Here is a 12,708-nt window from a genome sequence, read left to right on the forward strand (position 1 = left end):
TCAGGGGCTGATCGCGAGGACCAGGAAGGCGGCCATGATGGCGAGGTGGACGCCGCCCTGGAGGGGGGTGGCGCGGCCGGGCATGACGGTGAGGGTGCCGACGGCGATGGTGAGGGCGAGCAGGATCATGTGGGTGGCGTCGAGGCCCAGGACCAGGGGGCCGCTGAGCCAGGCGGAGGCGACCGCGACGGCGGGGATGGTCAGGCCGATGCTGGCCAGGGCCGAGCCGTGGGCGAGGTTGAGGCTGGTCTGCATCCGGTCCCGGGCGGCCGAGCGGACGGCGGCGATGGTCTCCGGGAGCAGCACCAGCATGGCGATCACCACGCCGACCACCGAGGCGGGCAGGCCCGCGTCGGCGACCACCCGTTCGATGGTGGGGCTGACCCCCTTGGCCAGCCCGACCACCGCGACCAGGGCCACCCCGAGCAGGCCGAGGCTGAACCAGGCGGCCCGGGCGGTCGGCGGGTGGGCGTGCTCCTCCAGGACCTTCCCCTCGGAGGTCAGCGGGAGGAAGTAGTCCCGGTGACGGACGGTCAGGGTGCCGACGAAGAGCCCGTAGACGATCAGCGAGGCGGTCGCCGCGAAGACCAGCTGGGTGGTGGAGAACTGCGGGCCCGGCTTGCTGGTGGTGAAGGTCGGCAGCACCATGCTGAGGGTGGCCAGGGTGGCGATCGCGCTGAACGCGGCCCCGGTGCCCTCGGCGTTGAAGACGGCCACCCGGTGCCGGAGCGCGCCGACCAGGATGCACAGCCCGACGATGCCGTTGCAGGTGATCATCACCGCCGCGAACACGGTGTCCCGAGCCAGGGTGGCGTTCTTCTCGCTGCCGTCGGCCATCAGCGTCACGATCAGCGCGACCTCGATGATGGTCACCGCGACCGCCAGCACCAGCGAGCCGAACGGTTCGCCCACCCGGTGCGCGATCACCTCCGCGTGGTGCACCGCCGCGAGCACCGCGGCCGCCAGGAACAGCGCGACCAGCACCACCAGCGCGGTGGGCAGGGATCTGCCCCAGGTCGCGGCGAGCAGCACGAAGGCGAGCGCGGGGGCGAGGGTGGTCCACTGCAGGGTCTGACTGCGGGCCTTGGCGATCATCCCCCGAGTTTTCCAGGGCCGGGCCGTTCCGACGGTGGGCCCGGGGACCACGGCGTGTCGGCGTACCGGCGCTGAGCGGCGGTTTCGGTGCCGAACCGGTGGGAGATCGGGAGAACCTCTTCGTATGCTTCACGCGTGGTGTTGAGGGAACGACACCGTGGGAGAGGGACCGATGAAGCGATTTGGCAGGGCACTGACCACCGGCGTGCTCAGCGGCGCACTGGCGCTGACGGCGGCGTGCTCGGGGGGTGGGACGAAGGCGGGGCCGACGGGGACGGCGAGCCCGTCCGCGGCCAAGACCTCGGCGGCGGTGATCAGCATCGAGCCCGGCACCGGCAGCACCGGCGTCAAACCGGCCGGCGCGCTCAAGGTCTCGGTGCAGGGCGGCAAACTGACGGACGTCCAGGTCGCGGCGAAGGGCGGCGCCGCCGTGCCGGGGACCTTCACGGTGGACGGTTCCAGTTGGACGCCGACCGGCAACCTCGCGGTCTCCACCGACTACCAGGTGGACGCCAAGGCCGTGGACGCCAACGGGGTGGCGGCCGCGCTCCAGGGCGGCTTCAGCACCCTGAAGCCGAGCAAGGGTGCCGGGCCGCACGACAACATCGCCGACGGCGCCACGTACGGGGTCGGCATGATCGTCTCGCTGGAGTTCAAGGAGCCGGTCAAGGACCGGGCGGCGGTGGAGCAGGCGGTGTCCTTCGAGACCGGCGACGGCACGGTGGTCAAGCCGCACTGGTTCAGCTCCGAGCGGGTCGACTTCCGTCCGGAGAAGTACTGGAAGGCGCAGAGCCGGGTCACCGTCAGGTACCGGCTGAAGAGCGTGGAGACCGCGCCCGGCGTCTACGGCGAGGTGGACTCGGACCAGACCTTCACGGTCGGCCGGTCCCGGATCAGCACCGCCGACGCGAGCAGCAAGAAGATGGTGGTGCAGGAGGACGGCAAGCCGGACGAGACCATCCCGATCAGCGCCGGTGCCAGCTCGCCCGCTTCGCAGAACACCTTCAACGGCACCATGGTGGTGATGGCGAAGGAGGGCACCGCCGTGATGGACTCCAGCACGGTGCCCAACCACGAGGGCCCGGCGTACAAGGTGGAGATGCCGCACGCGCTGCGGCTCACCCCGACCGGCACCTACGTGCACGGCAAGAACGCCGCGCCGAGCGTCTTCGGCAGCCAGAACATCAGCCACGGCTGCATCGGCCTGTACGACGGGCCCGGTGACGGCAGTTCCGACCTGCCGGGCGGCAAGTTCTACGACGCGGCGATGGTGGGCGACGTGGTGACGGTGCGGAACTCGGTCGGTAAGCCGGTGGACCCGGACAACGGGATGAGCGGCTGGAACATCGACTGGAGCAAGTGGTAGCGGCCGGGCGCGCCGCCCAGCCGTGACCTGACGTTGTCCGGCTGCTCAGCGGCGCGCCAACCCGGGCTGCTTCGATACCGAACAGCGGGTGGGCGAGGCCCGGTTAGGCTGCCCTGGCGGGCCCGCCACCGGGCAGTGCCGACGGACGAAAGAGGACACGATGGTGCACGCACGCGCAGGCCGGCAGGCCGAGCCGCAGGATCTGGTCGACGTGGCCCGGCTGGTGACGGCCTATTACGCGCTGCGCCCTGACCCGGCCGAGGTCGGGCAGCGGGTCGCGTTCGGCACCTCGGGGCACCGCGGGTCCTCGCTGGACACCGCCTTCAACGAGGACCACATCGCCGCGACCACCCAGGCGATCTGCGAGTACCGGACCGCCCAGGGCACCACCGGGCCGCTGTTCCTCGGCATCGACACCCACGCGCTGTCCGAGCCCGCCCGGGTCACCACCATCGAGGTGCTGGCCGCCAACGGCGTGACCGTGCTGCTGGACAGCGCCGACGGCTACACCCCGACCCCGGCCGTGTCGCACGCGATCCTCGCCCACAACCGGGGCAACCCGGCCGGGCGGGCCGACGGCATCGTGGTCACGCCCTCGCACAACCCGCCCGGCGACGGCGGCTTCAAGTACAACCCGCCGCACGGCGGCCCGGCCGGTTCGGACGCCACCGGGTGGATCCAGGACCGGGCCAACGAGCTGATCCGGGGCGGGCTCGCGGACGTCCGGCGGATCCCGTACACCCGGGCGCTGGCCGCGGAGACCACCGGGCGGTACGACTTCCTCGGCACGTACACCGAGGACCTGCCCTCGGTGCTCGACCTGGACGCGATCCGGTCCGCCGGGATCCGGATCGGGGCCGACCCGCTGGGCGGGGCCTCGGTCGCGTACTGGGGCCGGATCGCCGAGACCCACCGGCTCGACCTGACGGTGGTCAACCCGCTGACCGACCCGGCCTGGCGGTTCATGTCGCTGGACTGGGACGGCAAGATCCGGATGGACTGCTCCTCCCCGTACGCGATGGCCTCGCTGATCGGCCGTCGGGACGAGTACACCATCGCCACCGGCAACGACGCGGACGCCGACCGGCACGGCATCGTCACGCCGGACGGTGGCCTGATGAACCCCAACCACTACCTGGCCGTGGCGATCGACTACCTCTACCGGAACCGCCGGGACTGGCCGGCCGGGGCCGCGGTCGGCAAGACCCTGGTCTCCTCGTCGATGATCGACCGGGTGGCGGGCGAGCTGAAGCGCGACCTGCTCGAAGTACCGGTCGGGTTCAAGTGGTTCGTGGACGGGCTGCTGACCGGGTCGGTCGCGTTCGGCGGCGAGGAGTCGGCCGGGGCCTCGTTCCTGCGCCGCGACGGCGGGGTGTGGAGCACCGACAAGGACGGCATCCTGCTCGCGCTGCTGGCCGCCGAGATCACCGCCGTCACCGGGCGCACGCCGTCGCAGCACTACGGCGAACTGACGGACCGTTTCGGCGCCCCCGCCTACGCCCGGGTGGACGCCCCGGCGGACCGGGCGCAGAAGGCGGCGCTGGCCAAGCTCTCCGCCGAGCAGGTGAAGGCCGGGGAGCTGGCCGGTGAGCCGATCACCGCCGTGCTCACCGAGGCGCCGGGCAACGGCGCCGCGATCGGCGGGCTGAAGGTCTGCACCGAGAACGCCTGGTTCGCGGCCCGGCCGTCGGGCACCGAGGACGTGTACAAGATCTACGCCGAGAGCTTCCACGGCGCGGAGCACCTGGCCCGGGTGCAGGAGGAGGCCCGGGCGCTGGTCGGCGAGGCGCTGGGCGGCGTCTGACGCCCCGCCGACGCCCCGGTCCCGCGGCGCTCCCGGCAGCGCGGCGGGACCTCGGGGCCCGGCCGGCGCGGGGGAGGTACTAGGATCCCGGTATGTCGAACCCCGATGGGCTGCTCGTCGACATCGCCGCGATGGTGGAGTCCGAGCACAGCAATCAGATGCCCCTGACCGTGGTCGTCCCCGGCGCCGTCATCACCGGACGGCTCGCCCCGCAGAGCCTGTGGCGGGAACGGATCGCCGAAGTCCTCGCGGCTTCGGACCACCTCAAACCCTTCGCCACCCTGTTCACCGACCCCGGCCCCGGCGGTCCGGGCGGCGACCCCGCCGCCCGGCCGACCCATCTGCACCTGCACCTCGCCCGCATCCTGCAGGGCAGTTACGGCCTGCCGCACACCGGCGGCATGTACCGGATCGCGATCGCCGACATCAGCAGCTGGACCGTCGGGGACCTCAGCTACACCGACCAGTAGCCTGACCCGCGCCCGGTCCGGACCCCAGGGTCCGGGCCGGGCCGTTCGCTGCCGGGGCGGGAAGCGGCCCGGTCCGCCGAACGGCCCCCCGGCGCGGGCCCGGTGTGTGATCGTTACCGCATGCCGATCTTCCCTTCCCACGACCACGTCGGACTCTGGTACGAACTCGCCGGTGCGGGCGACCCGTTGCTGGTGCTGGGCGGCGGCCCGGGCACGGACGCGCGCTACCTGGGCGACCTCGGCGGGCTGGACCGGCACCACCGGCTGGTCTTCCTGGACGGCCGGGCCGCCGGGCGGTCCGAGGTCCCGGTGGACCGGAGCACGGTGTCCTTCGTGGAGCAGGCGCGCGACGTGGAGGCGCTGCGGGTGCACCTGGGTCTCGACCGGTTCGACCTGCTGGCCCACTCGGCGGGCTGCCTGACCGCCCAGGAGTACCTGGCCGCACACCCGGACCGGGTCCGGCGGGCGGTGCTGGTCACCCCGGTCGGCCGGGTCGAACGCGAACCCGACCCGGTCGAGCTGGCCGAGCTGAAGGCGGCGCGGGCCGACGAGCCCTGGTACCCGAAGGCGGCCGAGGCGGACCGCCGGCTGGCCGCGGGCGAGGTGACCGGCGCCGAACTCGCCGTCCTGCAGAGCTGGGCGCTGCCGTTCTCCTGGTACCGGTGGAGCCGGGAGCGGTACGCCGAGTACCGGCACGGGCACGCCGGCTCGGTGCCGTGGGTGCGGGACGCCTTCTACGCCGGAGCCCCGGCCCCCGGGGAGCGGGCGGCCCGGCTGGCCCGGCTGTCGGCCGGGACGACTCCCGTACTGGTGCTGGCCGGTGCGGCCGACGCCCTGATCGGGACGGTGCCGGCGCGGCGGGTGGCGGAGTGTCACCCCGGCGCCCGGCTGGAGGTCCTGGCCGAGTCCGGGCACCGGCCGTGGGTGGAGGAGCCGGATCGTTTCGTCCGCACCGTGACGGAGTTCCTGACGGCGGGGTAGCGGCGAGGGCCGGGCCCCGGTGGGGGCCCGGCGTCGCGTCACAGGTGCGGGGTGATGGCGGGCAGCAGGTCCTTGAAGGTGCGGCCGGTGGCGGGGGCGCCGATGGCGGTCATCTGCCAGCCGTCACCGGTGCGTTGGACCTTGGCCATGATCTGGGCGGTGTACGGGCCGCCGCCGGTCAGGGTGTAGCGGGCGAGCTCCTGGCCGGTGCTCTCGTCGACCAGCCGGCAGAAGGCGTCCTGGACGGCCGCGAAGGTCTGGCCGGTGAAGGAGTTCACGGTGAAGACGATCTGCTCGACCCGGGCCGGGACCCGCTGCAGGTCGACCACGATCGACTCGTCGTCGCCGCCCTTGACCGTGCCGCCGACCAGGTTGTCGCCGGTGTGCCGGATGGAGCCGTCCGAGCTGGTGAGCTGGTTGAAGTAGACCACCTCGACCAGCTCGCGCCCGGCGGAGAACAGCACCGCCGAGGCGTCCAGGTCGATGTCACGGGCCGTCAGCTTGGCGAGGAAGCCCTTGCGGGGCGCCGCCTGCCAGCCCAGACCCATGCGCACCACGCTGAGGGCGCCACCGTCGGACTTGCGCAGGCTGATTCCTTGGCCCTTGGCCAGGTTCACACTCACGTGGCTCTCTCCTTCGTGGACACGTCCGGGGCGGGACCCCGCCGAGTACTCCGCCCAGTCAACTCCCGACGGGCGCGATCCGTTGCACCCCGGCCGCTGTCCGGGTCGGATCTACAGCAGTGTAGATCTCGGGGCGGCCGTTAGGATGAACGGCCGCCGCCGTGCCGCGCGGTACCGGACCGGAGGGAGACGCCATGACGCAGGCCGTGGACGGAGCCGACCCGGGCCGCAGGCGCGGGCAGGGCGAGCTCGAGGCCGCGCTGTTCCGGGTGCTCGGCCGGGCCGGGGCGCCGGTCACCGCGGCCTGGGTGCAGGAGAACTTCGAGGGCGAGCTGGCCTACTCGACGGTGATCACCATCCTGTCCCGGCTGCACGGGAAGGGCGCCGTCACCCGGGTCAGGGACGGCCGCTCCTACCGGTGGACCCCGGCGGCCGACGGCGCCGGCCTGGCCGCCCTGCGGATGCGCCGGGTGCTGGACCGGGAGGCGGACCGGGACGCGGTGCTGGCCAGCTTCGTGACCGCGCTGTCGCCGCACGACGAGCAACTGATCCGCGCCCTGCTGGCCGGGACCGAGCCGCCGCCAGGCACCCCGGCGAGCGGGCGGGAGGGCTGAGCGGTGGGGGTCTTCGTCTTCCTCCCGTTGATCCTGCCGCTGACGGCACTGCCGATCGCCCGGCTGGCCGAGCAGCACCTGCACCCGCGCACCGCGGCCCGGCTGCTCACCGGGCTGGCGGCGATCCTCGGCCTCTGCAGCACGCTCTGCCTGGTGCTGCTCGGCGTGGTGGGCACCGCGCAGATCCCCGGCAACCCGCTGCCCGACGCCTGGGCCGACCCGGAGGTGCGGGCGGCGGTGCCGTACGACGAGGCGGTGGGCACCGCCTCGATCGCCGCGCTGCTCGCGGTGGTCCTCGCGGCGACGGCCGTCTGGTGGCGGCACCGCCGGGTCGAGTCCGGCGCCCGGCGCGCCCTGGCCGCGCTGCCCGGCGACGCGGAGGTGGTGGTGCTGCCGGACGAGGTGCCCTACGCGTACGCGGTGCCGGGCCGGCCCGGCCGGATCGCGGTCTCGACCGGCATGCTGGCCTGCCTGGACGAGGACGAGCGGGGCGCGCTGATCGCGCACGAGCGGGCCCATCTGAGCGGTCGTCACCACCGCTACCTGCTGCTGGTCCGGCTGGCCGCCGCGGTGAACCCGTTCCTGCGCCCGCTGCGCGAGGCGGTCGCGTTCAGCGCCGAGCGCTGGGCGGACGAGGAGGCCGCGCAGGCCGTCGGGGACCGCCGGCTGACGGCCCGTGCGGTCGGCCGGGCGGCGCTCGCCGGACCTTCGGCCGTCCCGGTCGGGCTGACCGGCTTCGCCGCGCCCGGCCCCGTCCCGCGCCGGATCGCCGCGTTGCTGGCCCCCGGTCCCGGCCTGCACGGCTGGCCACCGGCGCACAGCCGGACCGGGCTGGCCGCGCTGGTCGCGGCGGTGGGGACCACGGTGTCGGCGGTGTCCTCGTTGAACGCCTGCGCGGCGCTGCTGCTGGTGCTGCACGTGGTGCCGATGAACCCGCTGGGCTGAGACCGACCGGCGGGCCCGGGGAGGGGCTCGGCTTCGGTCGATGTTCTACAGTGCTGTAGATTCACAGATCGGCCGCCGGGACGCTCGGAACCCGGCCGGGAACTTCAGGAGGGGCACCGTGGGAGTCTCGCTCGCCAAGGGTGGCAATGTTTCGCTGACCAAGGAGGCCCCCGGCCTGACCGCGGTCATCGTCGGTCTCGGCTGGGACGTCCGCACGACGACCGGCGCGGCCCACGACCTCGACGCCAGCGCGCTGCTCTGCAACGCCAACGGCCGGGTGCTCACCGACCAGCACTTCGTCTTCTTCAACAACCTGAAGAGCCCGGACGGTTCGGTCGAGCACAGCGGTGACAACCTCACCGGCGGCGGGGACGGCGACGACGAGCAGGTCAAGGTCGACCTCGCGGCCGTCCCGGCCGACGTGGCCAAGATCGCCTTCCCGGTGTCGATCTACGACGCCGAGAACCGGCAGCAGAGCTTCGGCCAGGTCCGCAACGCCTTCATCCGGGTGGTGAACCAGGCCGACGGCACGGAGATCGCCCGCTACGACCTCACCGAGGACGCCTCCACCGAGACCGCCATGATCTTCGGCGAGCTCTACCGCCACGGCGAGGAGTGGAAGTTCCGGGCGATCGGCCAGGGCTACGCCTCGGGGCTGCGCGGTATCGCCCAGGACTTCGGCGTCAACGTCTGACCCCCTCCGCCCCCTGCCCGCCCCTGGACGTCGGGTGCCCGAAAGGACAGCGGTGCACGCTCCGCAGGAACAACCCGGCGCGGTCCGGCCGGCCGGCAGCACGGGGTGGTCACCCCCGGAGCAGGAGACCCGACCGGTCTTCCAGCCCGTCGAGGTGCGGTACGAGGACGGCCGCTGGGCGGTCGGCCGGATCAACGCCTGGTGGGAGGCGGCCGACGGCCGGCTCTGGTGCCGGCTCCGGGTGATGGGTGACGGCTCGTCGGCCCACTGGCAGCCGTACGACCCGGACCGGGTGACCCTGCTCCCGTCGCACGGCATCTGACCGCCGGCCCCGGCCCCGGTCAGGCCATCCGGCGCAGTCCGTCGCGGGCCCGGCGGGCGTCCCGCAGGCGCTGCTCGTAGGTGGCGCCGAGCACCAGCAGGAGCAGCCCGGCGGCGGCCGGCGGGAGCCAGCGGGGCAGCACGTCCAGGAACTCCACCAGCAGCGGGGCCAGTTCGTGCCCGGCCACCAGCAGCAGGGTGCCGGCGCCGAGGACCAGCGGGGCCTGCAGCAGGCGGCGGGCGCCGAACACGGTCAGGGCCAGCGCGCACCCGCCGAGCAGCAGCGGGCGCAGCCAGTGCGGGTCGGCCCAGACGGCGAGCAGGCTGGGCAGCAGCGCCGTGCCGAGACCCGGTCCGTAGGTGGTCCAGGACGAGACCGACGGGGTGCGGCGGCGGTGCAGGTGACCGATCGTCAGGGCGGCCGCCGCGACGCTGAGCGTGTACGGCTCGGGTGCGGTCACCCCGGCGATCACCAGCCGGACCCAGGAGGACAGGATCAGCAGCCCGGTGGCCGCCGCACCGGCCCGCCGTCGGCGGCCCGGGCGCAGGGCGGCGACGCCGAGGGCGAGCAGACCGGCCACGGCCAGCAGCAGGCTCAGCGCGGCCGGGTGACCGGCCGTCAGGGCCGCCGCGACCGGCACCATCGCGTACCCCGTGAGCTCGACCGGGAGGGCGGCCGGCCGGTCCGTCCGGGCGGCGGCCGGGACGGAGAGCGCGGTGACCGCGAGGACGGCGAAGGCGTACTCGTGCGGGGCGAGCCCGGCCGTGGCGCCGGCGGTGACCGCGACCACGGCGAGCAGGAGGACGGCGGCGACGGCCGGACCGGGGGTCCACGGGGCGGGCAGCGCGACCGCCAACAGGGCGGCCAGTACGGCGAGTACGGACCAGACGGCGATGGTGGTCGGCCGGTCGGTGCCGGACCAGAGCACCGCCGCGAGGGCGGTCGGGGCGAGCAGCACCAGCGCGGCAACCGGGGCGGTCGGCCGCCGGAGCAGGGCGGCCGTGGCGCCGACGGTGAGCAGGACGGCCCAGCCGGCGCCGGTCCGCAGCGGCAGGTGCAGCAGCGCGGGCAGCAGCAGGACGACCGGGGCGCCGACGGCGAGGGCCGAGCGGCCGAGCGGCCGGGCCCACGGCCGGTGGCCGGTCCGGGCGCAGCGGGCGGCGGCGGCCGCGAGGACCGCGACGAGCAGCCACGGCAGGACCGCCGCAGCCGGGGCGAGCTGCCAGGCCGGGAGGGTGGCGTCGGCCCCGAACCAGGTGCCGCCCCATTGGGCGGTGGGCGCGAAGAAGGCGGTCAGCAGGGCGGGCAGGCAGGCGAGTCCGGTGAGCAGCAGGGCGGCGGCCGCGCTGCCGAGCAGACCGCGCCAGGCGGCGGGGTGCCGGGGCTGAGGAACCGTCAGCGCGGTGACCCCGGCCAGGGCGAGCAGGGCGCCGGGGACGGCATAGGCGGCCGGGCCCCAGTCGGTGGAGAGCGCGAACCGCAGGCTGCCGCCGAGCCCGGCCAGCAGTGCGATCCCGGCCAGCGCGGCCGAGGCGCAGCGGGGGCCGACGGCGCGCAGCGGCACGGGCAGGACGCCGGCGGGGAGCAGCGCGGCGCCGAGGCCGAGCGCCACCAGCAGGGCGAGCGGCAGCCAGTGCGCCCGGGCCTCGGCGAGCGTGGTGGCGTCGGCCACCCGGCCGGCGGCCGACCCGCCGCCGAGCAGGGCCCAGCCGGTGGCGGTGACGGTCAGTACCGGGGCGGTGGTGCGGGTCGCGAGGGCCAGGTCGAGCAGCGCGGTGAGCAGGCAGGCGGTGGCGATCACGGCCGGTCCGCCGCCGGTGGCCACCGCGGCCAGCGGGAAGGGGAGTTGGAGCAGCAGCAGGGCCACGGGCAGCGGCCCGCGCAGCCGCAGCGCCCGGCCGTAGGCGGTCGCCCCGGCGGCGGTCAGTGCGGTGGCCCCCGCCCAGTAGGCGGCGGCGCCGAGCCGGTCCAGCCCGCCGAGGCCGACGGCCCGGGCCGCGTACCAGTCGAGCAGGACCAGCGACAGGCCGAGCGCCGCCGAGGTCTCGGCGGTGGCGGTCAGCGCGCGCCGGCGCAGCGGCAGAGGCGCCAGCAGGGCGCAGAGCGTGATGCCGGTGAGGATCAACGCCTTGGCGCCCAGGCCGAGTCGGCCCCAGCTCACCACGGTGAACACCAGGGCCGCGACGGCGACCAGCAGTCCGCCGAGGGCCAGCAGGACGGTCTGCGCGGACGGTCCCGAGACCTCCTGGCGCGGCGGCAGCGGCGGGTGGTACGGCGCGTGCGGCGGCGGGTCGGGCAGGTCCTGCCGGGCGCGCAGCCCGGCCAGCAGGTGGTCGCGGTGCAGCAGCAGGGAGTGCCGCTGGGCGTCCAGACCGGCGAGCGCGAGGGTCACCTGCCAGAGGGCGGCCGCGTCCTGGCCGAGCAGCGGGAGGCGGCACTGCGGGCAGCGGGTGACGGGCGGGGGCCCCAGGGGCGAAGCACAGCCCGGGCAGGCGGGTGAACCGGTGTTCATGCAGGTGATTGTGGCGGCCGCCCGGCGGCGGCGACATGAGTAGGGGTACTCAACTTCCGGCCGGGGCCGGGTCGGCAGGCCCGGCGACGGAGCGCCCCGGGGGCGGATCTGGCAGGCTCGGGGGATGCCAGCCCGGAACCGCCGCCTGCCGAGCCACCTGTCGTGGCCGCTCACCCCCTCGGACCTGGACGCCGCGCTCGGCGAGCGGATGTCCCGGGTCGAGAAGCTGTACTTCGGCTCCCGGCCGGCCGAGGACGGCAGCCTGCTGGCGGTGCAGTGGTACGGCGTGACCGTCCACCCCTCGCTGCGGCAACGGCTGTCGATGACCGTCGTCCCGCTCCCGGCCGCCGAGCGGGCCGTGGCCCGGCATGTGCTGGTGCAGTGCTGTCTGCCGGAGGTCGCCGCCTGGATCGACCGGGCGGTTGCGGCCCCGGAGACCTGGCGGCAGGCCGGTCACCACCGACACTGGCGGCCGGCGGGTACCGGGGTCACCCACCGGGACGACTTCGACCCGTACCGCTGACCGGCCGTCGGGCGGTGGGCCGGGTCGGCCCGCATGCTGGAAGGGATCTTGTCCGCCCCGGAGCGCGAGAGAAGAGGCCAGCCGATGGGTTCCCGGTCTGCCCGCACGGATCGTCAGATGCCGAAGCGCACCCGAACGAGCGCGACCTGGATCGGGGTGGCGCTGTTCGCCCTGGTCCTGTTGGTGCTCCTGATCTTCATCCTGGAGAACACCCAGCAGGTCGACGTGGCGTTCTTCGGTACGCACACCCATCTGCCGCTCGGCGTCGCCCTGCTGCTGTCCGCCGTCTGCGGGATCCTGCTGGTGGCGATCCCGGGCACGGCCCGGATCCTCCAGCTCCGCCGGGTGGCCCGGAAGAACGCCCTCGCCCCGGCGCCGGCACCCGTACCGGCCGCGCCGCCGGTGGACGAGCCGGTGCCCCCGGTGGACGAGCCGGTGGAGCCGGGGCCCGGCCGCCCGGAGGAGTGAACCGTGCGACGGGCGTCGGGAGGCAGGGCGGAGCGTCGTGTGCGAACGTGGGTCCAGTTGTCCCGAGAGGAGCGCTCATGTCGTCGAAGCGTCGTCGTAAGAAGAAGGCTCGTGCCAAGCGCGGGGCGAACCACGGTCGTCGTCCCCAGTGCTGAGTGACGGCGGGGCGGTCCCCGGCGGCAGCTGACGGCGCCGCAGCGGACCGCCCCGCCGGGTCGGCCCCCGGTCGCGGGCACTGTCCGCGACCGGGGGCCGACCGCTGTCCGGGAGGGCTCCGACGGGCGCGGCAAT

General features: G+C 74.7%; 13 protein-coding genes. 10 read left to right on the forward strand and 3 right to left on the reverse strand.

Going from position 1 to position 12,708, the window contains the following annotated elements; translation table 11 throughout:
- Nucleotides 1-1,095 carry a calcium:proton antiporter gene (locus tag OHV05_RS33450; protein WP_405021057.1) on the reverse strand — a complete coding sequence of 365 codons (1,095 nt, stop codon included), beginning with the start codon at nucleotides 1,093-1,095 and terminating at the stop codon, nucleotides 1-3.
- 172 nt (nucleotides 1,096-1,267) lie between these two features.
- On the opposite strand from OHV05_RS33450, the gene OHV05_RS33455 reads away from it, so the two are divergent.
- From OHV05_RS33455 to OHV05_RS33470, 4 genes are all read left to right on the forward strand, one after another.
- Nucleotides 1,268-2,461: an Ig-like domain-containing protein gene (locus OHV05_RS33455; protein WP_405021058.1), complete on the forward strand. Its 1,194-nt coding sequence runs from the start codon at nucleotides 1,268-1,270 to the stop codon at nucleotides 2,459-2,461.
- 160 nt (nucleotides 2,462-2,621) lie between these two features.
- Nucleotides 2,622-4,265 carry a phosphoglucomutase (alpha-D-glucose-1,6-bisphosphate-dependent) gene (gene pgm, locus OHV05_RS33460; RefSeq protein ID WP_405021059.1) on the forward strand — a complete coding sequence of 548 codons (1,644 nt, stop codon included), beginning with the start codon at nucleotides 2,622-2,624 and terminating at the stop codon, nucleotides 4,263-4,265.
- Between the two features lie 92 nt (nucleotides 4,266-4,357).
- Nucleotides 4,358-4,735, forward strand: a complete 378-nt coding sequence (locus OHV05_RS33465) for a hypothetical protein (protein ID WP_405021060.1) — start codon at nucleotides 4,358-4,360, stop codon at nucleotides 4,733-4,735.
- Between the two features lie 120 nt (nucleotides 4,736-4,855).
- Complete coding sequence (locus OHV05_RS33470) at nucleotides 4,856-5,716, forward strand: alpha/beta fold hydrolase (protein ID WP_405021061.1); 861 nt, start codon at nucleotides 4,856-4,858, stop codon at nucleotides 5,714-5,716.
- A 38-nt stretch (nucleotides 5,717-5,754) separates the two neighbouring features.
- Here the strand turns inward: OHV05_RS33470 and OHV05_RS33475 are convergent, their stop codons facing one another.
- Nucleotides 5,755-6,339: a TerD family protein gene (locus OHV05_RS33475; RefSeq protein WP_405021062.1), complete on the reverse strand. Its 585-nt coding sequence runs from the start codon at nucleotides 6,337-6,339 to the stop codon at nucleotides 5,755-5,757.
- Nucleotides 6,340-6,533: 194 nt separating this feature from the next.
- On the opposite strand from OHV05_RS33475, the gene OHV05_RS33480 reads away from it, so the two are divergent.
- The 4 genes from OHV05_RS33480 (at nucleotide 6,534) to OHV05_RS33495 (ending at nucleotide 8,914) form a co-directional block, all read left to right on the forward strand.
- On the forward strand, nucleotides 6,534-6,953 hold the full coding sequence (locus OHV05_RS33480) for a BlaI/MecI/CopY family transcriptional regulator (RefSeq protein ID WP_405021063.1): 420 nt from the start codon (nucleotides 6,534-6,536) through the stop codon (nucleotides 6,951-6,953).
- A 3-nt stretch (nucleotides 6,954-6,956) separates the two neighbouring features.
- Complete coding sequence (locus OHV05_RS33485) at nucleotides 6,957-7,898, forward strand: M56 family metallopeptidase (RefSeq protein ID WP_405021064.1); 942 nt, start codon at nucleotides 6,957-6,959, stop codon at nucleotides 7,896-7,898.
- 118 nt (nucleotides 7,899-8,016) lie between these two features.
- A complete protein-coding gene (locus OHV05_RS33490; RefSeq protein ID WP_403035431.1) occupies nucleotides 8,017-8,592 on the forward strand; it encodes a TerD family protein in 576 nt (191 codons plus the stop codon).
- A 52-nt stretch (nucleotides 8,593-8,644) separates the two neighbouring features.
- Nucleotides 8,645-8,914, forward strand: a complete 270-nt coding sequence (locus OHV05_RS33495) for a hypothetical protein (RefSeq protein ID WP_405021065.1) — start codon at nucleotides 8,645-8,647, stop codon at nucleotides 8,912-8,914.
- Between the two features lie 19 nt (nucleotides 8,915-8,933).
- On the opposite strand, the gene OHV05_RS33500 is transcribed toward OHV05_RS33495, so the two are convergent.
- Complete coding sequence (locus OHV05_RS33500) at nucleotides 8,934-11,426, reverse strand: SCO7613 C-terminal domain-containing membrane protein (RefSeq protein WP_405021066.1); 2,493 nt, start codon at nucleotides 11,424-11,426, stop codon at nucleotides 8,934-8,936.
- Nucleotides 11,427-11,550: 124 nt separating this feature from the next.
- On the opposite strand from OHV05_RS33500, the gene OHV05_RS33505 reads away from it, so the two are divergent.
- Together OHV05_RS33505 and OHV05_RS33510 are read left to right on the forward strand one after the other, a co-directional pair.
- Complete coding sequence (locus OHV05_RS33505; RefSeq protein ID WP_405021067.1) at nucleotides 11,551-11,949, forward strand: hypothetical protein; 399 nt, start codon at nucleotides 11,551-11,553, stop codon at nucleotides 11,947-11,949.
- 117 nt (nucleotides 11,950-12,066) lie between these two features.
- Nucleotides 12,067-12,417 carry a lipopolysaccharide assembly LapA domain-containing protein gene (locus tag OHV05_RS33510; RefSeq protein WP_405021068.1) on the forward strand — a complete coding sequence of 117 codons (351 nt, stop codon included), beginning with the start codon at nucleotides 12,067-12,069 and terminating at the stop codon, nucleotides 12,415-12,417.
- The last annotated feature ends 291 nt before the right edge of the window (nucleotides 12,418-12,708 follow it).

Source organism: Kitasatospora sp. NBC_00070 (genome assembly GCF_045041205.1).
GTDB lineage: Bacteria > Actinomycetota > Actinomycetes > Streptomycetales > Streptomycetaceae > Kitasatospora.